Annotated in this window: 14 protein-coding genes; 5 read left to right on the plus strand and 9 right to left on the minus strand. The window is 61.7% G+C overall.

Features of this window, described 5'->3' with window-relative positions; all coding sequences use genetic code 11:
• The first annotated feature begins 1 nt into the window (after position 1).
• The 4 genes from SU48_RS10905 (at position 2) to SU48_RS14395 (ending at position 2,865) form a co-directional block, all read left to right on the plus strand.
• Positions 2-484, plus strand: coding sequence for a hypothetical protein (locus SU48_RS10905; protein ID WP_082869750.1), 483 nt, complete (start codon positions 2-4; stop codon positions 482-484).
• Positions 481-1,071, plus strand: a complete 591-nt coding sequence (locus SU48_RS10910) for a nicotinamide mononucleotide transporter family protein (protein ID WP_064015282.1) — start codon at positions 481-483, stop codon at positions 1,069-1,071. Before SU48_RS10905 ends, SU48_RS10910 begins: the two co-directional genes overlap by 4 nt.
• Positions 1,040-2,065 carry an AAA family ATPase gene (locus tag SU48_RS10915; protein ID WP_231881608.1) on the plus strand — a complete coding sequence of 342 codons (1,026 nt, stop codon included), beginning with the start codon at positions 1,040-1,042 and terminating at the stop codon, positions 2,063-2,065. The genes SU48_RS10910 and SU48_RS10915 overlap by 32 nt, the downstream gene beginning before the upstream one ends.
• 74 nt (positions 2,066-2,139) lie before the next feature.
• Complete coding sequence (locus tag SU48_RS14395) at positions 2,140-2,865, plus strand: NINE protein (RefSeq protein ID WP_231881609.1); 726 nt, start codon at positions 2,140-2,142, stop codon at positions 2,863-2,865.
• Between the two features lie 165 nt (positions 2,866-3,030).
• On the opposite strand, the gene SU48_RS10925 is transcribed toward SU48_RS14395, so the two are convergent.
• The 5 genes from SU48_RS10925 to SU48_RS10945 all read right to left on the minus strand — a co-directional run bounded on the left by SU48_RS10925 (position 3,031) and on the right by SU48_RS10945 (position 13,329).
• Positions 3,031-8,085: a DUF4132 domain-containing protein gene (locus SU48_RS10925; RefSeq protein WP_064015283.1), complete on the minus strand. Its 5,055-nt coding sequence runs from the start codon at positions 8,083-8,085 to the stop codon at positions 3,031-3,033.
• Positions 8,086-8,087: 2 nt separating this feature from the next.
• Positions 8,088-8,492 (minus strand): hypothetical protein, encoded by a 405-nt coding sequence (locus tag SU48_RS10930; protein WP_231881610.1) that lies wholly within the window; start codon positions 8,490-8,492, stop codon positions 8,088-8,090.
• A 188-nt stretch (positions 8,493-8,680) separates the two neighbouring features.
• Entirely contained in the window at positions 8,681-9,136 is a 456-nt protein-coding gene (locus tag SU48_RS10935) for a hypothetical protein (protein ID WP_064015284.1), read from the minus strand.
• Position 9,137: 1 nt separating this feature from the next.
• Entirely contained in the window at positions 9,138-11,903 is a 2,766-nt protein-coding gene (locus SU48_RS10940; protein WP_197474642.1) for an eCIS core domain-containing protein, read from the minus strand.
• Between the two features lie 133 nt (positions 11,904-12,036).
• Positions 12,037-13,329 carry an aminotransferase class I/II-fold pyridoxal phosphate-dependent enzyme gene (locus tag SU48_RS10945; protein ID WP_064016010.1) on the minus strand — a complete coding sequence of 431 codons (1,293 nt, stop codon included), beginning with the start codon at positions 13,327-13,329 and terminating at the stop codon, positions 12,037-12,039.
• A gap of 92 nt (positions 13,330-13,421) precedes the next feature.
• Here SU48_RS10945 and SU48_RS10950 point away from each other — a divergent pair, with 92 nt between their 5' ends.
• A complete protein-coding gene (locus SU48_RS10950) occupies positions 13,422-14,414 on the plus strand; it encodes an NUDIX domain-containing protein (protein WP_064015286.1) in 993 nt (330 codons plus the stop codon).
• 121 nt (positions 14,415-14,535) lie between these two features.
• Here SU48_RS10950 and SU48_RS10955 read toward each other — a convergent pair whose 3' ends face one another.
• The 4 genes from SU48_RS10955 to pheS are packed head-to-tail and all read right to left on the minus strand — an operon-like array spanning position 14,536 to position 18,969.
• Positions 14,536-16,995 carry a phenylalanine--tRNA ligase subunit beta gene (locus SU48_RS10955; protein WP_064015287.1) on the minus strand — a complete coding sequence of 820 codons (2,460 nt, stop codon included), beginning with the start codon at positions 16,993-16,995 and terminating at the stop codon, positions 14,536-14,538.
• Complete coding sequence (locus tag SU48_RS14190; RefSeq protein ID WP_157451153.1) at positions 16,992-17,441, minus strand: hypothetical protein; 450 nt, start codon at positions 17,439-17,441, stop codon at positions 16,992-16,994. The genes SU48_RS10955 and SU48_RS14190 overlap by 4 nt, the downstream gene beginning before the upstream one ends.
• Positions 17,442-17,452: 11 nt before the next feature.
• Positions 17,453-17,944: an NUDIX hydrolase gene (locus SU48_RS10965; RefSeq protein ID WP_064015289.1), complete on the minus strand. Its 492-nt coding sequence runs from the start codon at positions 17,942-17,944 to the stop codon at positions 17,453-17,455.
• A gap of 5 nt (positions 17,945-17,949) precedes the next feature.
• A complete protein-coding gene (gene pheS / locus SU48_RS10970) occupies positions 17,950-18,969 on the minus strand; it encodes a phenylalanine--tRNA ligase subunit alpha (protein ID WP_064016011.1) in 1,020 nt (339 codons plus the stop codon).
• Positions 18,970-19,148: the final 179 nt, after the last annotated feature.

Consider the following 19,148-nt stretch of genomic DNA (forward strand, 5'->3'; position numbering starts at 1 on the left):
GATGACCCGCTCAGACGCTTGGCTACAAAACCTCTTCCCAGACAACGCCGAACGCACGTTGCCTTGGCCGGAAGTAGGCCAGACGTTGACGCTTTGGCGGCCTGTAGGAGAGCATGAACTGGCCCTGATCGCCGCGAGCCAGTGGGCCGCCTTTCCGCCCCGCCTCCCCGATCAGCCGATTTTCTATCCGGTGCTGAACCGTCCCTATGCCGAAGAGATCGCCCGCGACTGGAACGCGAAACGCAATAACCTGCCTGTCGGCTACGTGACTGAATTTGAGGTGCAGGCGAAAGTGGCGACAAGCTACGACATTCAGATCGTCGGGTCAGAGGGCATTCATCAGGAACTCTGGGTTCCGGCAGAAGAACTGGACGCCTTCAATGCCGCCATCACTGGGCCAATTCGCGTGGTGGCGCACTTTGCAGGCGAGAGTTATACGGGGGAAATTGACTCAGTAACGCATCTGCCTCAAGGAGTCCAATGACCCTTTTCACCCTCCCCATTCCCCCACTTGTCCTAGACCTCGCGGGCGGCCTGTGCGTCCTCATCAGTCTGTACTACCTCTGGAGCAAAGCAAGCACATACTGGCACTGGTCTAATGCGTCGCTGCTGCCGTATTTCCTGCTGTTCGTGGGCGGGGGGCAATGGCTGCTGGCGGGCTTGCAGGTCACGTACCTGATTTTCGGCATTCACGGCCTGTACCTGTGGCACCTAGAGGCGCGGCGCAACCGGGGCGAAGTCCGGTTCAACGAACCGCTCTGGTACGGCGTCACGTGGATCGCCAGTCTGCTGATTTTTGCCTACACCATCGCTGTCACCGACTTTTCGGCGGTGTGGAACTGGGTGCAGTTCGCGGCGGTGTCGCTGGCCCTGATCGCCAACTTTGCCACCACGCGGCGCTGGGCCTGGTCTTGGCCCGTGTGGATCGCGGTGAATGCGGTGCAGGCCGTGTTCTTCTGGCACGCCGAATACTGGGTACTGTTTGGGCTGCAATTCGTGCTGGCGGCCATGAGCGTGTACGGCTGGCAAGCATGGCGGCGTGACGAAGCCCGGACGGTGGCCCTTGCCTGAGCCGGGTCTCTACTCGCATGGCCTGATCATCGGCAAGTTTGCCCCCTTTCATCTGGGCCACCGACTGCTCATTCAGCGGGCGCTAGAGCAGTGCGAACGGGTCAGTGTGTGGGTCTACTCCCGGCCCGACTTTGCCCAGATGCCTTCGCCCCTGCGCCGCAACTGGATTCGGGAGGTGTTCCCGGCGCGGCTGTTTCCGGGGTTACACCTTCTGCCCGATGCCCCGTCTCCCCCACTGAACACCGAACCCGACGCCACCCACCGCGCCTATGTGCGGGCCGTGCTGGACGGCTGGAACATTCATCCCGACGCCGTGTTTACTTCTGAAGCCTACGGCGACGCGCTGGCTGCCGAACTGGGCGCAGTGCATGTGTGCGTGGACGCGGCGCGGGCGACGGTTCCCATTTCGGGCACGCAACTCCGGGCCGACATGCATGGGCAGCGGGCTTATTTGGAACCACACGTGTACGCCCATTTTGTACAACGTGTAGCCGTGCTGGGCGCAGAAAGCACCGGCAAAAGCACCCTCACGCGGGCGTTGGGCGAGAGCCTTGGCACAACTTGGGTGCGCGAGTACGGGCGCGACGTGTACGAGCGGGAAAATGGAGTGCTGATGCCGGAGCATTTTCTGGAAATCGCCCTCGGCCACCGCGCTCTAGAGGACGAGGCCGCCCGCGCTCCCGGCGTGCACCGCTGGGTCTTTTGCGATACCCACGCCGCCACCACGCTGATGTGGTCATATTTGCTGACTGGCACGGCATTGCCTGAACTGCACGCTCTAGCCGACGCCTGCCGCACCCGCTATACCCACACGCTGCTCTGCGCCCCCGACCTCCCCCACGAACAAGACGGCTGGCGGGCCAATACCGAAGTTCGTACCGTGCAGCAGGGCTTTATTCGGCAGGATCTGGGCACGCGGGGCAGCGCGTTCACGGAGGTCACCGGCAGCGTAGAAGCGCGGGTGGAACAGGTTCGCGCCCTTCTGGAACAGTGAACTTTCGTAACAACTTGCAAGCCGCCGGGTCATGATTCAAGGTGACACTTAAGGTACGAACTGGAGGCCCACTTGTGACGAACGATCCGAACAATCCCGGCCCTAAGCCCGATGCTCCCGCTTCCCCGTCCGGCTCCACTTCGGGCAACGCGCCGCACTGGGCCGACACGTTTGATACAAAAACTGCTGATACCAAAGCTGCGCCCAGCCCAAGCCCTAGCGAACCTGCAAAGCCGTCTAGCGTCAACCTCGGTAAGCACGCGGCGGAACCTGTTCCCAGCACGGCCCCCGGCCAGACACCCAGCCACACGCCCTACCGCAGCGACGATCCGTTCGGGCAGGTCACGGGGGGCAAGAGTACGCCCGCGCCGACGGCTTACGCGCCTGCGCCCCAGCCTGCGCCGATGGGCCAGCCTCTGCCGCCACCCACGTCCTCACAGCTCTGGAACGATGCTCAAAGTTCCGTCCAATCTTCGGTGCAGGGCGGCCTGAACCAACTTGCCTCTGCCGATGCCAGCACCAAAAAACTGATCGCGGGCTTGCTGGCGATCTTTCTGGGCAGCCTCGGCATTCACAAGTTCTATCTGGGCATCACCAAACCGGGCATACTCATGCTGGCCCTCACGCTCGGCGGCTACCTGATGTTTGGCCTACTGTGGTGGATCGGCATCGGCTTCCTGTTCCTGCTGCTGCCCTTTGTCATGAGCATTGTGGGCCTGATCGAAGGCATCCTGTACCTCACCAAATCCGACGCCGACTTTGACGCGAAATATGTGCGCGGCAAGCAGGAATGGCTCTAAAGCACTGAGACGGACAGACCGCAGGAAAAGGACGCTGGAGCAGTTGCCCAAGCGTCCTTTTTTTGGTCGAGGTTGGATAGAGAGTGCAAGGATTTCGGGTGAGGTTGGAATCTTTCCTTAAACCCTAGACCCCTAAACGCCCTCCCACGTATCGCCAATAGCCTCTCACCGCAACTGCTCCAGAATCGTCGGGTCTTGAATCTCACGGTCGCGGGCAAATAGCAGCACCTTCGAGACCACTTCGGCGGTGCGGGGGTCAGGATCGGCAAACGGCAGGAAGATTCGGCCCTGCTGCTGGTTATGCACGGGCACCACGCACAGCGCCCCACCCGGCAGCAGATGCACGTTGCCCGATCCCAAATGCACGCTGTACTGTGCAAACGCGCCGTCGATCAGGGCGTGTTGATCTTGCAGGCGCACGTTGTTCAGCTTCAGCAGGCGCACGGTTTCGCCCACCAACGCCGCCCGCATTTCGGTAGTGCTTTGGCTGGCTTCGGGGTCTACGCCGCCCACATGCGCCACGCTGACCACCAGATCGAGGTCGCGCATGGTTTCGCTGAACAGGCGGGGCGGAATTGCGGCCAGCGCCAACACTTCACCCGTGTCGCGCGACGTGAAATAGGCTCCGTCCAGCGGCGTGCCTTCCACTTCACTGGGCGTGGTGTACGCCAAAGACGTATCCAGCCACACGTTGATGCCCTCGGCGTGAAAGGTTTTGCGGATGCCTTCCTCGTGAACCGCCACCCAGCCGCGAGCTTTCAGGAGCGCCAGCGCTTTGGCGGGCTGCACATGGTGTCCGGCGGAGCGGGCCGAGCGTTTCGCGCCACTTTCGGTGGGCGTCAGCGGGTAATACTCGCGGAACACCTGCTTGAAGGGCTGCTGAATCTCGTGTTCGATGACCTGCGCTTGCCATTCTCGCCACTGCCCGGAAGCAAACAAGTCGTGTGGGTGGGCAATTCTGAGGGCAAGCTCAGCGGTAGGCACAGGCCCAGCCAGCGTTTGTAACTCGTGGCCCTGCCACCACCCCAACGCCGCTTCGTTTTGCACCCACACCAGCGCCCGCAACAGCGGTGAAATCACCGGATGCAGCGCCAGTTGCGCCAATTCCTGCGGCGTAAACAGGTCGCCGCGCACCATCGCTTCCTCCAGCGCGGCCCGCATTCGGCCCCGTGTGGCCCCCAGTTCGGTCAGGGTTTCACGGATCGCCACGATTTCGGGGTGCTTCTTGAGGGCGGCGGGCAGGTTCTTCAGCGGTTTCTCGCCGCGCCGCACCCACAGGCTGGCTTCGCCCTGCGTGGTCAGGGTCAGGCCCACCTGCACGCCCTCTACATCGGCCTGCCGTGTCCAGTCGGGGGCCAGCCGCGCTTCCATCGCCCAGCGCAGGCGTTGCGGGTCGGCATATCCAGCAGTGCGGGCCAGATTCTGCATCCCGATGTCTGCCGCGAGGCGTTCGCTGGCCTGCCGCTGCGCCCCGAATTGCCGCGCCGAGTGGCGGAAGTCCGAGAGCACGCGGTACCGGCCTTCCAGTTGCGCCGCTCCCTTTTGCTTGCCCTTGCTGAGCGGCAGCAGCCCCAGCGCCCGCACGCTGTCCTGCTGGCGTTTGGCGGCAATGGCTCCGGTCAGTTCTTCTTCGGGCAACTCGCCCAGCAGCGCCCGCGCAAAGCGTTCAGCGCGTTTGTGGCCGCCACTGCTGGAAGCGTATTTGGCGGCGTCCAGCAAGCGGGCAAAGTGCGCCGCGCCCAGTTCGGCGTACATCTGCCGGAACCAGCCCACGTCCACCGCGCCGTCCAGCAACTCCTGCGGCGTCAGCGGGGTGCGCTCGCTGATTTCGGCTTCCCACGCCTCCCGCACGTCCTGCGCCACAGACCAACTGGTGTCACGGGTGTGGGCGTGCAACCAGTACACGCCGCTTTCCAAGCCCTTCCAGCCCAGCGTGGCGGCTACCAATTTGGCCCACTGGGGGGCGAACATGGCGAGGTCAAGCAGGCGGCTTTCGGGGATGGCGTGAGTCTGTACCGCCGCCGCAAACGTTTCGGGCGTATCGGTCACCGCAGGAAAAGAGACCCGGATCAGGTGACTCAGCACATTGGGGCGGCTCTCGTTGCTGCCCGTGTAGCCGCGCCGCAGGGGTTCCTTGCCCAGCGCCGCCAATGCCCTCAATGCATACGCTGCCCCGTCTACCCAAGCCAGCGCCAGAGCAGGCGTGCTGGCCGCTGTTTCTAGGTCGCCACGTTCCAGTTCTACGGCCAGCACCCGCTCCCGCACCGTGTTCACGGCGGCCACCCAATCTGGATGGGTGGGCAGGCGTTCATCGGGTTTGCGGCCCGAATAACGGCGCAGCTCCGAGAAGTTGTTGTAGCTGGAATAGCCGTCGCGTTCGCCCGGAGCGCCGATCAGGGCGTCCAGCAGGTCGGTGCGGTTGGCCCAGCCCTGCCCATAGGCTTCCAGCAACAGCGCCGTGTCGGGCCGCCGCCGCGCCAACTTGGGGAAAGCTTGGTTCTGGTACAGGCTCAGCCACCACAGCCGCTCGCGCTGAGGCAATGTCCAGCAACTCAAAGGCAGAAAATTGGGCGAATGCAGGCCGTCGCGGGGATCGTCGCCCCTGCCCCAGCTGTAGCGGCTAGGTTGCAGCTCGGCGTCCTGCGGCAGGGCGGCCAACTGCGTTTCCCACACGTCCAGCGCCAACTCCACGTCGGCGGAGGTGGCCTGCCGCGCCAACAGCGGCAACACGCGGAAAATTAGCGAGGCATAGCGCAGGGGCGCGGGCAACATCACAGGCGGCCCGAACATCTTTTCCAGAATCTGATCGGTCAGCGCCAGCTTTTCAGTTTCGCCGTCTTCAAACTCGTTTTCCTCTTCATCCTCGTCTTCGTCGTCCACATCATCCGTGTCAGCGCCTTCGGCCTCGTCCAGCAAGGCGTCCAGATCAATGTCGTCTTCCTCATCCGGCGCGGCGGCCCCGGCGGGCGTCTTGTGACGGCGTGTGGCCCACATCAGGGCCGTGAAATCATCGTCTTGCGCGTCTTCACGGGTCTGCCAGAAGGTGAGCCACAGGTCAGGCAGCGGGAACTGTTCGCCGTACCAGTAGCCCAGATTGCCCAGCAGCCGCACTTCCTCGCCGTCCCAGCCCTCGCCCGTGACCGGGGTTTCGCGGTGGGTGTGGACAAGTTCATCAAGGGCAGTGAGCAGGGCCGCGCCTCGCTCCAGCACAGCGGTATAGGGCCGGGTTGGGCCAGCGGACGGGCGCAGAATGTTTTTGATCCACTGCGACACCTTCGATCCACCCTGAGTTGACTGGGTTGACCGGATATGCGCCGTCACCGGGCGCGGCAAGGTGCGCTGAGCCGGGTCGAACAGGCCCAGACCATCTTTCAGTGTCAGCGCCGCATCGGGCGTGATCAGGGCGGCGTGCAGCGATTCTTCGGCCTGCCCACGCGGTACGAAGTCGGCGGGCAGATCGGCGGCCTGCCCGTGCAGCAGCAGGAGTTGGAGGCCCGCCTGCCGCTGCTCTCCGGTACGCGAGGCCAACAGGCGCAGCGCACTGGCTCCCGCCTGCGCAGGGTCACGGCCCAGCAGTTTCAGCACACCCCGGCGCAGGTCGGCCCCCTTGCGCTTCAGCAGGGCGTCCAGTTCCAGCGTTTCACCCTCTTCCAAAGTTAATCCGTGCGTCAGCAAGCGGTCTATCAGGTTCACAGCCTGCTGAGACAACGCCGACGAACGGTCTTGCAGCAGCGTGAAGATGGCGGCGCGGCTCTGGGTATCCAGCGTGACCGGCGTGGTTGCCACAATCTTGCCGTCCACTTCCCGCCCGTCCAGTGCCCGCTCCTGTATGGCCCCCAACACCGCCGCCCGCCCAGACCCGCTCATGGCAGGCAGATGGGCCAGCACCATTCCGATAGGCCGCGTGCCCAAATGCCGGGGCAGGCCGTCCAGCACGTCTATTCTGCTGGGCAGGTGGCCCAACCACGGAAACAGCAGCGGCGTATGCGTGGCGTCGCCGCTGGCAGCTTTGGGGGCAGCAGACAGGCGCAGCGCATAGGCCTCGATTCGCTCAAATTTGCTGTCTACGGGGTCGGTGCTGTACCCATGCTGGTTCAGATACAGCGCCCCGATTCGCAGTTCCGGGTCGTCCAGCAGGAACAGCAGGTCGGCGGAGGTGTACAGGTCGCTGTCGAGCAGGAAACGGGCGGCGGCCATGCGGCGTTCCGGGTCGGCGTCGGGCGTGGGCTGAAGCAGGCCGAGGGCCAAAGCGGCGGCTTCTGGCGCGTCGCGCATGGCGAGCGTGTAGAACGCCAAGAATGCGTCTTGCCCGGTTCCAGAAGCGACGGCGGCCCGCGCCTGTGCCGGGTCGTCTAAAAATCCGCTGGCCTGAGTCAGCAGCGGGCGAAGGCGTTTCAGGTCGGTCACGTCGTAATTCAGGCCGAACCACACGTCGGCGGCCCGCACGGTGGCAGCAAAGCGGAGCAGGTCTTCCTTCAGGATCAGGCGCAACATGCGGGCAAAGGCGTCTGGGTGGGCCTCGTCGATGCTTTCCAGAATGACTTGCCGCAGCCCTTCCTGACGTTGGGCGGCCAACAGCAATCCTTCGGCCAACGCCCAAGCGTCCGCCCGCGCCGACACCAGCCATGCCCGCGTGACATGCCGCCCCATGCGGGCCACCGGGTGCTGTGTGGCGGCAGTCTGTGCCAGCACGTCAAAGACAGCCTCGTTGCCGTCGTCTATGGCCTGTGCCAGCAGCCAGCCCAAATCGTCGGAACGCCAGCCCAACAGCCCGGCATGAACGGCGAACCACTCCACATCCTGCGGATATTCGCGGGTCAGTTCCCACAAGGCCCACACCCACGCGGCGGCCCGCTCTGCTTGCTGCGGCTGTCCGGGCGCACGAAACGCCCGCCGCGAGTAGCCCTGCGGATAGGTATGGCGCGTGAGGAAGGTGTCTACGGCACGTTCTACGGTGTCTGCGATCTGGGGAAACAGGACGCCTAGCAGAGCCGTGCGCTCCGGGCTGGGGGCGGCCAACCCCTCTTGCAGATAGATCAGGCGCTCGGCCATGTGGTTGGGGTTGTAGCCCGTGCTCGTATCGGCCCGCAGGAAGGCCAGTTTCTCGGCTTGCGGAGCAGGCAGGGCGGCGGCGCGGCGGTCATAGGCGGGCTTCCACGCCTTGCGAAAAGTGCCGAGGTACACATCCAAGGTTTGGCCGTTCAGAGCAGGGCTGGTCATGCTTAACCGCCCGCCAGAGGGGTCAGGCGCAGCAGCAGCAGCGTGCTGTCGGGGCGCAGGGTTAGGGGTTCATCCAGCGCCATGATCTGTGTATCGTCTACGAATACGAAATACATGCCGTCGTTGTAGGCCAGCAGCGCCACTTTCACCGCTTCATCCGGCTCGGCTAGCCGCGCACTTTCCTGAGGCCCCACGCTGACCTTGCCCGCTGCCGCGCCCGCATCCAGCTCGCGCTCGGTCAGCACCCGCAGTAGGCCCGCGCCCGCTTGCCGCCCGTTGTAGCCGTCTACTTCGGCCCTGACCAGTTGCTCTATCAGCCCCCGCAGAGTCGCCACCTCGCCCACAAGTTCCAGCGGACGGCGTTCTAGGGGAGTGCGGCGGCCAACAATCTTGGTTTCGACAATCATGGGAACCTCGGTTAGGCGAATTGGATTACGATGCTCAATTACGTTTATAGCAGAATATAGATGCCAGGGCAAACCTAATCCAGCGTTTGCCCAAGCTTCATTTATGTTTTTTCGGAACCCGAGGGGGAAAGACCCGCAGCTCATCGGGCCAATCATTTCAGGAGAATGCTAAGCGTCAAGTTCAAGGGTCAGAATCCGAACCAGCCCCGCTTCTTTTTAGGTGGATCGTATAGGCCCTTCTCCAAATAAATCGCATGGACTTCACGGAACAAGCGGCGCAATTCCTCGCCTTCAATTTCCATCATTGCTCTGGGCCGATCCCGATCAATGCGCCACAAGTCTAGGTTGGGATAATCCAACGCAACACCCTCATAGACATGTTTGCCATACCGAGCGCCCATTTCCCGGTAGCCGCCATAAATGGAGTATTCAATGTCATCAATCCAATGACAGCCAACTACATCTTGAACATAGTAGCCTTCCCCTTTGGGAGCAAAGCAGGCTTCAATCTCCGCAAAAGTTGTACGGCCACTAACTGTCTCTCCAAGAACATAGCCAATTATATCAGCAACTAATCCTTTGTCATCGTTCGTAATTGAAAAGTAGTTCGGATACTTGTCTGCAACTGCATATCTAAAAGTCATTCTACCTCACAAGTTTAAGATTTGAGAAGGCAGCGGAGTCTATATACCAAGTACTAAAAACAACACTTGCAGGATTCGCTGGGAGAGGCGCTTTGAGCAGAATAACAATCTTGATAGTTGTCTGTTGAGAATATTTACCAATTACGGGCATATCAACTGTGATTTCTCTTCTTATGGCTCCCCCCTTCCTAAAATACGTCGCCAACTCCGTAGCCAACGCTCTTTCAAAAACAATGATCCCTGCATCGCCCTTGCCCTCAAAAATAGTCTTGGGCTGTTTAATCATCATTCCATCCCATTCAGCATTTATTCTGGACATCGTGACCGCCTCTGCATTACCGGGAAACCGCAACACGATCTGATCGGTTTTTACCACTTTTAGCTTGTCGCCATAGGTTGCCAAACTCTCGTCCCAAGCGTCTCTGGTATGCCCACCGGCCAGACCAGCATCTTTTACACTTCTCTCCAAAAGTTGAAGTCGGAAGCCTGCTGGAAGCACATTTCCCGGCGTCCAGCGTACTGTTTGTCCCGCTCCGCTCAGGTCAAGTGTGTAGTTGGCATTCACGGGCAAGCCACCTTTCACGCTGATCTTTCCTAGATCCTTGCCAGCTTGATCCCACACTTGTATCTTCTCGATCACAAATCCACCCGATACAAATCCGCCAGACTGTTTAGGAATAGGCTCCAGAAACACCCGCTCTGACGCGGCAACAAATTCATTTTTCGTTGTTAAAACACCCATTTGGGTTATTCCCTTAGGATATTGACCTTCCTGAACGCCTCGAGTCCAATATTCATTCTTGGTCAGGTGACTTCTTGCCTGAGCTAATGCTGCATCCATGACTTTGATGGCTGGAGTCGTGACCCGCTGCCCTGCCTGCACTGCCCGCTGTTCTCTCGCCGCGATAGCCCGGTGGCGTGCCATTAACCACTGAACCGATGGACTTTTTTCCGACTTCGCGCCAATCGCCTGACCAAACTTACTGTTGACCAGTGCGGGTACACCCTGCTTGAGGGCGTAAACCGCGACGCCTGCCACAACAGCATTGGTCAGAATCAGAAAGGCATTGGTCAAGGTGTTTGCTGCGGCACTAATTTTCTTGGGATCACCGTTGGCTACGTTCACTTGCTGGACAAAGGCAGCCAACTGAGTGCCCAACGCGCCTAACTGAGACATGACCAGTCTGACGATCTCGTACAGGCCCCAGTATTTCAGCCCAGTCAGGCCTACTTCAAAGCCAGCTCTTGCACCGAATGGTGCCCCCACACCGAGAAAAAACGCTCCAATGATGGCACCAGCCGCAGTGGTCGCTCCCAGCAGCAAGGCGGTGTATTTCAACACCTGCAAGAGGCCGTCTTTCAACATGGCAGGTAGGCTTTTGTACTGCGCGGCCAAACGACTGGGGAGAAGTGACAACGCCTGAGAAGTGGCGGCTTGAGCGTCCTGCCACTTTTGCCCTGCGCCGCCCAAACGAACGCCCTGACCTGTTGGCGCTGCGGGCTGATACATTGGTTTGCGCTGCAACGCCCCCGTCATTCTGACCGTTTGTACCGCTGGTTTTACAGAAAAGTGTTGAGGAGCTTGTTTCCGAGTGGGCTTCCATGTGGGGGCGGTGGCTTCCACCCGCTGCGCTTCGGCTTCCAGTCCCGCGTCGGTGTCGATGCCGGGGCTGGCCCGTCCTTCCTGTTGCTGCTTAACATGCGTCGTTTCGTGTGCCAACAGGGCGAAACCCCCGGTGCTGTGCGGGTCATACCGATTGGCCCGAAAGAAAATATCGCTTCCCGTGGTAAACGCTGTCGCTTGCACACTCTTGGCAAGCTGATCTGCCTCGCTGTCGGCATGAATCCGCACGGCGCTCAGGTTGGTATTGAGGCCCTGTTCCAATTGACGCTGCACCGCAACGGGCAGGGTGAAACCTTGGCCGCGCCGCGCCTCAATGCGCTTCGTCAGGGCTGGCCCACTATGAATTGCCCCTTCCTCTTCCAGCTCTTCTAGCCGCGCCTGCAACCGTTGAATGCTCGCCAGATCAGACAAAATTGTTTGACGTTGTGTCTGTTCAGCGACGGCATTCTGAAGCAGGCGCTGAATAATGGGACGCTCGGCGGCGGGCCTGATCTGCGACAAGACCACTTGAGACAGCATGGCCCGGTCAGAATCGCCCTGAATCTGAGCTAGGCTGGATGCCAATTCCTGTTGCCGCTGAACAACAGGCGTTTGATTGGTTTGGTAGAGCTTGACCAACGCTGCACTGGTTGTTCGGGCGGCATCCTGCCAAGCCTCTAAAGGCAAAATGCCACCCGAACTGCGCTGCCGTTGCAAGCTGACTTGTTCATTGAAATGCTGGGTAGCGGCATGTAGCGAAGGGATGAACAGGCGTCCATCAGGAGTGCGCTGAACTGGCGCAGACACAGCGGTGGGCTGAGGATCGCGAATGCGTTGCAGGACAGTTGAGGGTGGAAGCGCCGCCTGAGTCGCGCTCAAGGCATCTTGCACCGCCGTCCTCTCCTGCTGAAGAGATTGCTTATCCTGATTTCGGTACTGTCCAGCCTTCAGCAGCGGCGTAAGAACTGCTCGCTGCAGACTGATGGTAGGTTTAAACGCCCCCATCCATGCCCGTTGCTGACGTTGCACGGCCACTTGTGCAGCCAGTTGTTCGGCTTGCTGATGCTCTAAAGCCGACTGATGAGGCGCAAAGCTAGGAAGTGGAGCAACCCAGAGTGGCGCACTCGGCGTCTTAGGAGTGGACTTTTTTTGTGACTCGTACAAAAATCCAACCCATTAGCTGACACAGCATACAGAATAGCGGGTCAGCTCAAGTGTGGGGTTGTCTACGGCACTCGTAAGGATTGGAATCGAGCTGGAATCGTGGCGCACCCCTCCCAGTTTCACCCCGACGCCGTTACCTCAATGCCTGCCCAATATCCGCCTGCAAATCGGCCAGTGCTTCTAGGCCCACGCTCATGCGGATGGTCAGGGGCGTGACCCCGGCGGCGTGGCGGGCAGGCTCGGCAATGCGGCCATGCGTGGTCGTCCACGGATGTACCACCAGCGTCCGGGTATCGCCCAGATTGGGGGCAATTCTCAGCACCTTCAGGCGGGGCAAGAAGGCCGAGGGATCAGGCACTTCAAAGGTCAGGACTGCGCCGAAACCGTGCCGCAAGACCCGTTGGGCGTTGGCGTGCGAAGGATGACCCGGCAGGCCCACGTAGCTGACGCGGCCCACGCCGGGATGGGCTTCCAACCAGTGTGCCAACGCCAACGCTGTAGCTGATTCGCGCTCCAGCCGCAGCGCCAGCGTTTCCAGACCCTGCGCGATCTGGTGGGCATTCTGAGGGGCCAGATTCATGCCCAGTTGGTGCGCCCCGAACCAGCGTTGCCGCCATGCGAGGGCCGCGTCGCCGCGCACGTTCAGCACGCTGTTGGGTCCGCCCTCGGTGTAAATCGGATTGCGCGTCAGGTCGTGCTGCGTGCCCACCGTAACGCTGCCGCCCAGCACCCCGCCGTGCCCGCCCGCCCACTTGGTCAGCGACTGAGACACGATATCTGCGCCGTGTTCCAGTGGACGGCACAGGAATCCCACGCCCGCGCAGGTGTTGTCTATGCCCAGCAGCGCCCCGTGTGCGTGCGCGATGTCGGCAAAGGCAGCGATGTCGGGTACGTCTCCGGCGGGATTGCTGAGCGTTTCGGCCCAGACCAGCCGGGTGTTGGGCTGCATGGCGGCCCGCACCGCGTCGGGTGTATTGGCCGTCAGGGTGGCCGAAATGCCCATCAGCGGCAAAATGTTGTTCAGCATGCCCGACGTGCCGCCGAACAAACTGGCCGTAGACACCACATGATCCCCGGCGCGGCACACGCCCATGATGGTGGTGAGGGTGGCCGCCTGCCCGCTGGACAGCGCAATGGTGGCTGCGCCGCCTTCCAGCGCAGTCAGGCGTTCTTCTAGCGCCCGCACGGTGGGGTTTTGCAGGCGGGCATAGCTGAGGCCTGTGTTCAGTTGAAATTCTTCCTGCGCCTGCTCCAGCGTCTCGAACTGAAAGGCGGCGGCGTGATGCACCGGAATGCCGATGGTGACGCCCAATCCGCGCCCGATTCCGGTCTGGACGGCAGTGGTTTCGTAGCTCCAATCAGGCGTAGAAGTTCCAGCTTCATCAATCCAATCGGCATCGGGGGAACGGGCGGGCGCGTCGGTCATGGGTTCATGGTAGGCGATAGGGCCGCGCAGAATAGGGCGCAAGTAGGACAACTTGCCCGGCATCCCGCCCCCGCCCCGCTACACTCGCCCGCATGGGGTACTTGTCAGAGTTGCGGGCCGTCTGGGGCCACGCGCCGCTGTTTGCAGTCGGCATCGGCGTGATGATCTTGGATGAACGGGGCCGCATTTTGTTGCAGCAGCGTGGGGATGACGGGTTGTGGGGCACACCGGGGGGCGCAGTAGAACCCGGCGAGGACTTCTTGACCGCCGCCCGCCGCGAGTTGTTAGAGGAAACCGGGCTGGTATGTCCTGACTTGCACCTGCTGGACTTTCCCGAAGGTCTGGTGGACGGGCCGGAGCTGTACCACTGCTACCCCAACGGCCATCAGGTGTACATGGTGGGGATGCGGGCGCAGGGCACGCTCCCCGCCGCCGCGCTGGACAATGCCGCCCCCGACGACAGCGGCGAAACGTTGGCTCTGAAGTGGTTCGATTTAGATGATCTTCCACCCATCAGCGCGAATGCCAACATCGTGAAAATGAACCTGCTGCGGGCGCGGGTGGGCGTGCCGCCGTTGCCCCTGTTGCCTGTGCCCGCGCCGCCGCCCGTGACTGGCAACTTTGCGCGGGCCTTGCGTGCAGCAGCGGGCAAACGGCCTCTCCTGTTGCCCGGTGCCAGCGTTCAGGTCTTGGATGAATCAGGGCGCTTGCTGCTGCTTCGGCATGCCAACACGGGCCTGTGGGCATTGCCGGGCGGCGGCATGGAACCCGGCGAACGCTTTGAAGCCTGCGCCGCCCGCGAGTTGCGGGAAGAAACAGGCCTCACGGCGGCACGGTTGATTCCGGTACACATGCAGGCGGGGGCTGGGTTCAGGGTGCAGGATACGGCGGGCAATATCACTGACCCAGTAGGCGTGATTTTCCGTGCAGAGGGCATCAGCGGAAGCCTGCGCCTGAGGACTGACGAAATCTCAGAAGCACGCTGGGCTGGGCCGAATGAGTTGCCGGGGCAAGGGGAATGGGCGGGGGCGTATGTGCGGGAGGGGGTGCGGGGGGCGTTTGGGCTTTTAGCTCCTCACCCTTGAGGGGGGAGGCTGGGACTCGCAGAGCTACGCAGTAGAGGGGGTGAGTGAGCGAAGCGATTGCCCTTCTCCCCACAAAAAGGGGCTGAAGCATCACGCTTCAGCCCCCTCCTTTCGCTCCCGCTCACTTGTCCCGAATCCCCCACCCCTGCGCCCGAATCGCCCCGATCAGGCGTTCCATCACTGGGTCTACCTCGGCGTCGGTCAGAGTCTTTTCGCCCCGGAACACGAGGCGCACGGCTACGCTGCGCTCTCCTTCGGGAATGGGCGTGCCCACGTACACGTCAAAGGGTTCCACGGTTTCCAGCAATGCTCCAGCCTCGGCCTTCAGCAGCGCGGCCAATTCGCCGTAAGAGACGCCGTTGGGCGCGATAATCGCCAAATCACGCCACGCGGCGGGGGCGCGGCTGGGATCGCGGAAGGCCCACGCCCGCCCCGGTAGCGGTAAGGCGGCTTCCAGCAAAAAGGTCTCCCCTTTCAGGCCAAATTCGGCGGCCACAGCGGGATGCAGCGCCCCGATCCAGCCCACGCCCTGACCATTCCAGACCAGTTCGCCCGCAATGCCGGGATGCAGCGCACTGGGCACCGCGTCGCCGCGCAACTGGCGCACCTCTACGCCCGCGCCGAGGCTGGCAGCGAGGCTTTCCAGCAGGCCCTTGAACACGCCAAACGATCCGGCAACGGCGGGCTGATGGGTTTTGGGCGCGAGGTCGCCGCGCATCAGCAGGCCCACGCGCTCGGCCTCTCCGCTGGCGGGGAAAATACGCCCGATCTCGAAGATCAGCACGCGCTCGCCTTTGGCATGAGCGCCCGCCGCCTTCAGCAGCGACGGATACAGCGCGGTTCGCATGGCCGTGCGGTCTGCCGTCAGCGGATTTTGCAGGCGCACGGTGGGCGCTTCGGCGCGGGATTTGGCGGCTTCTTCATCGCTGGTAAAGGTGTAGGTCACGACTTCTTGTGCGCCCAGTCCGGCCAAGGCGCGGCGCAGGCCAGCCCGTGCCAAGCCTTCTTTTTCCGCGCCGATGTTGCTGGTATGAATCCGCAGCGTGGGCAGCGTTTCAGGCAGATGGATAAAGCCGTGCAGGCGGGCCACTTCTTCGGCCAAATCCTGCCAGATAGACATATCGATGCGCCATGAGGGCGGCGTCACCGTCAGTTGGTCGTCAGCGGCCACCACTTCGCAGCCCAGTCGGGTCAGGATTTCGCTCATTTCGGTGGTGGAGATGTCCATGCCCAGCAGGGCGCGAATCTGGCTGCCCGTGGCCCCGATGACGCCGGGAACGTCGGGCGTGCCCACCAACGTCAGGCCGGGATGGGCCGCGCCGCCGCCCGCCGCCGCCAGCAGTCCGGCCACCCGGTTCGCGCCGCGTGGGGCCAGCAACGGATCAACGCCGCGCTCGTAGCGGTACACGGCATCTGTTTTCAGGCCAAGGCGGGTGCTGGTGCGCCGCAGCAACACGGGGTCAAAGTGCGCCGATTCGATGACCACATCGCTCGTATCAGCCCGCACGCGCCCATGCTCGCCGCCCATGATACCCGCGATACCCAGCACGCCCTGTCCAGCTTTGACCTCGCCAGCGGTAGCAAAAGCGTCGGCCACCGTGGAGATCGGCACGGGGCGGCCATCCAAGATCAGCAAATCTTCTGGCCCCGTCCCATGCTCGCCGCCCATCAGATCACGCACGGTTTCGCCCTGCCGCAAGCCGAACGACACGATGATCTGGTCGTCGGTCACGTCGCGGCGGTCATACAGGGCGGTGGGTTGGCCCAGTTCCAGCATCACGTAATTGCTGGCGTCCACGATCAGGTCAATGGGGCGCATTCCGGCCAGCGTCAGGCGGCGCTGCATCCACAGCGGGCTGGGGCCGTTTTGGAGACCCGACACGGTGCGGGCGGCAAAATGGTCGCACCCGAAGCGCAATTTGCGGGAAGGATCGCGCTCGATGACGAGGCCACGTGGCGGGAGCGACACCCGGATTTCTCCTTCTCCAGAGGGTTGCGGCCCTGCATCGGGCATCACCAGTTCCAGCTTCAGGAAGGCGGCGAGGTCACGGGCCAAGCCCACCGCGCTCAGCACGTCGGCGCGGTTGGGGGTGACTTCTACGTCCAGCACGCTGTCAGCGGCCCAGACGGTGTACATGGGCGTGCCGGGAGCCGCCGTGCCCGCCGGAAACAGCATCAGCCCCGCCGCCGACTCACCGAGACTCAGTTCTTTGGCGCTGGCCGCCATGCCCCACGATTCCACGCCTTGCAGCACGCGCACGCCGTACTCCATGCCGCCCAGCGTGGTACCGGGGGTCACGAGGGCCACCATCGTGCCCGCCCGCAGGCCCACCGCGTTCGGCGCACCGCTGGCAATGGTTTTGGCTCCGTGTGGGCCGACATCCAGCGCCAAGCGGGTCAGTTGCGTGCCCTCTATGGGCGCGGCCTCGGTCACGGCAGCCAGCACGACGCCTTCAATGGGCGCTGGCACGTCTTCAATGCCTTCTAAGGGAAGCCCCAATTGGGCCAGAATCGGTTCTAGGTCAGCGGCGGGAGGCAGGGCGGGCAGGAGTTCTTTAAGCCAAGTGTAGGGAAGTTTCATGGGTGTCCTTTTTTCGCTATCAGACGCAATATCTCGGCTTCTAGGCTCCAAACGCCTAACAGTTCTTTGCCTGTTTGTCTTTTCTTTTGCTCAATCACTCCCTGAACTTCCAGCGGTGGAATGGCAAGTTCAGCGCCCGAACGGATGTTTTCTTCTAGAGTCACAGCAGCTTCGTAAAATAGTTCTTCGTCAGGCTCTCGCATAAAAGAGATAAGGATCGAAATGGATTGCTTCGTCGTTATTTCAGTCAGAGCCTGTGTAAGCGAGAGTTTCCAGAGTCTTTCCCGGCCTGCGATGACAGCGGCTAGGTGTTCCCAATCACTATCAGAGAAATCAAAAAGCAATCTGTTCGCATAACAGCATCCATCATCAGACCACGCATCTTTGAACTGGCTGGCTTGTAAAAAACGATCTAAATCATCAAAAAGATTGGGCAGGGCAACCAAATCACTCCCCCTCACTCCACACCCAAAAATAGACTCAGAGCATTGATATGCAGCGGATAGAAAGCCTCAGGCGTTCGCCTCAGCAATTCCCGGCAGTCTTGACGCGTGATCCAGCGAATATTGGTGGTCTCGCCCGTTTCCCCTAACAAATGACCCTCCGCTTCACAGATAAACGTGTGCAAGATGATGGAGTAGCCGCCGGATAGATTCTGAGTCGTCAGGAAGGGTGTGAAGCTCATAACCTCGTAACCGTTGACCGTGCGAACGATTGAAGATTCTTCGCCTACGATTCGGCTAATGCTGAGGCCCGTTTCCTCGCGCACTTCCCGGCGCAGCGCCACAAATACATTTTCGTACTCGCGCACTTTGCCCGCCGCCACTTCCAGCATTCCGTTTTCGATTCCGCCGCCCGGTTTCTGGCGTTTTTGAATCAGTAGGGCGTCTTGACCATCCTTTTGACCGCGAATGATGGCCCCGACGCAGGGAATGGCGAGGGCTTCCACTGGCCCTACCCCAACTCCCCCCGAAACTGCCCGATCACTTTCGGGTCATTCGCGTAGAAGTAGCGGATGTCAGGAATGCCGTACTTCAACATGGCGATGCGCTCTGGCCCCAGCCCGAAGGCGAATCCGGTTTTGCCCTCGTATACGCGCTCCCGGCCCTCGGCTTCGCGCAGGTCGTCCACGGCCTTGAACACGTTGGGGTGAATCATGCCGCAGCCGCCCAGCTCCAGCCATTTGCTCTCGCCACGCGGGTTGTCCCACCACACGGCAAAGTCGGCCCCCGGTTCTACGAACGGGTAATAGCTGGGCTGAAAGCGCACTTTGGCGGTGGGGCCGTACAGCCCACGCGCCATTTCGGCAATCGTACCTTTCAAGTCGGTCATGCTTATGCCGTCGCCCACCACCAAGCCCTCCAGCTGGTGAAACATGGCTTCGTGGGTGGCGTCGGTGGCTTCGTAGCGGTAGACCTTGCCGCGCACCACGACTTTTAGGGCGGGTTCGTGGGCCACCATGTAGCGAATCTGCATAGGGCTGGTGTGTGTCCGCAGCAGACGGCCATCGTCCAGCCAAAACGTATCTTGCAAGTCGCGGGCGGGGTGATACCAAGGCACGTTCAGGGCCTCGAAGTTGTGATGCTCGTCTTCCACTTCCGGCCCTTCGATGACGGCGTAACCCATGCGTTCGTAAATGGCGGTCAGGTCGTCGTACACACGGTTGATGGGGTGTAGGCCACCTGCCGGAAGGGGCAGACCCGGCAGCGTCACGTCTATGGCTTCGCTGGCAAGTTTGGCGTCTAGGGCGGCCTGCTTCAGCACGGCTTCGCGCTCGTTCAGGGCAGTTTCCAGCGCGGCCCGCACGGCATTGATTTCTGCGCCGCGTGCTTTGCGTTCTTCAGGCGGCAACTTGCCCAGCGTGCCCAGTTCTTTGGTCACCAGCCCGCTTTTGCCCACATAGCGGGTTTTGACGGCTTGCAGGGCTTCTCCATCTGGGGCGGCGGCAATCTCTTGGAGAGCTTGGGTTTGCAGCGTTTGATCGGTCATAGCTTGATCGGACATAGGAACTCCTAAGGTGAACAGAACCAAAAAAAGCCCGCCGCGTCAGGGTGCGGCGGGACGAGGCGCGTGACCGAGGTTCTCAGGTCAGCGTCTTCCCGCTCCGTGTAAACGGCGAACGTGTACCTGATGATGGGGTACCGGGGCGGGCA

Source organism: Deinococcus puniceus, from assembly GCF_001644565.1.
GTDB lineage: Bacteria > Deinococcota > Deinococci > Deinococcales > Deinococcaceae > Deinococcus > Deinococcus puniceus.

Coding starts and splice junctions, on each gene's coding strand:
- SU48_RS10925 (WP_064015283.1), bottom strand. CDS start 8,085: ATGACCAGCCCTGCTCTGAACGGCCAAACCTTGGATGTGTACCTCGGC.
- SU48_RS10935 (WP_064015284.1), bottom strand. CDS start 9,136: ATGACTTTTAGATATGCAGTTGCAGACAAGTATCCGAACTACTTTTCA.
- SU48_RS10930 (WP_231881610.1), bottom strand. CDS start 8,492: ATGATTGTCGAAACCAAGATTGTTGGCCGCCGCACTCCCCTAGAACGC.
- SU48_RS10945 (WP_064016010.1), bottom strand. CDS start 13,329: ATGACCGACGCGCCCGCCCGTTCCCCCGATGCCGATTGGATTGATGAA.
- SU48_RS10910 (WP_064015282.1), top strand. CDS start 481: ATGACCCTTTTCACCCTCCCCATTCCCCCACTTGTCCTAGACCTCGCG.
- SU48_RS10955 (WP_064015287.1), bottom strand. CDS start 16,995: ATGAAACTTCCCTACACTTGGCTTAAAGAACTCCTGCCCGCCCTGCCT.
- SU48_RS10905 (WP_082869750.1), top strand. CDS start 2: ATGACCCGCTCAGACGCTTGGCTACAAAACCTCTTCCCAGACAACGCC.
- SU48_RS10950 (WP_064015286.1), top strand. CDS start 13,422: ATGGGGTACTTGTCAGAGTTGCGGGCCGTCTGGGGCCACGCGCCGCTG.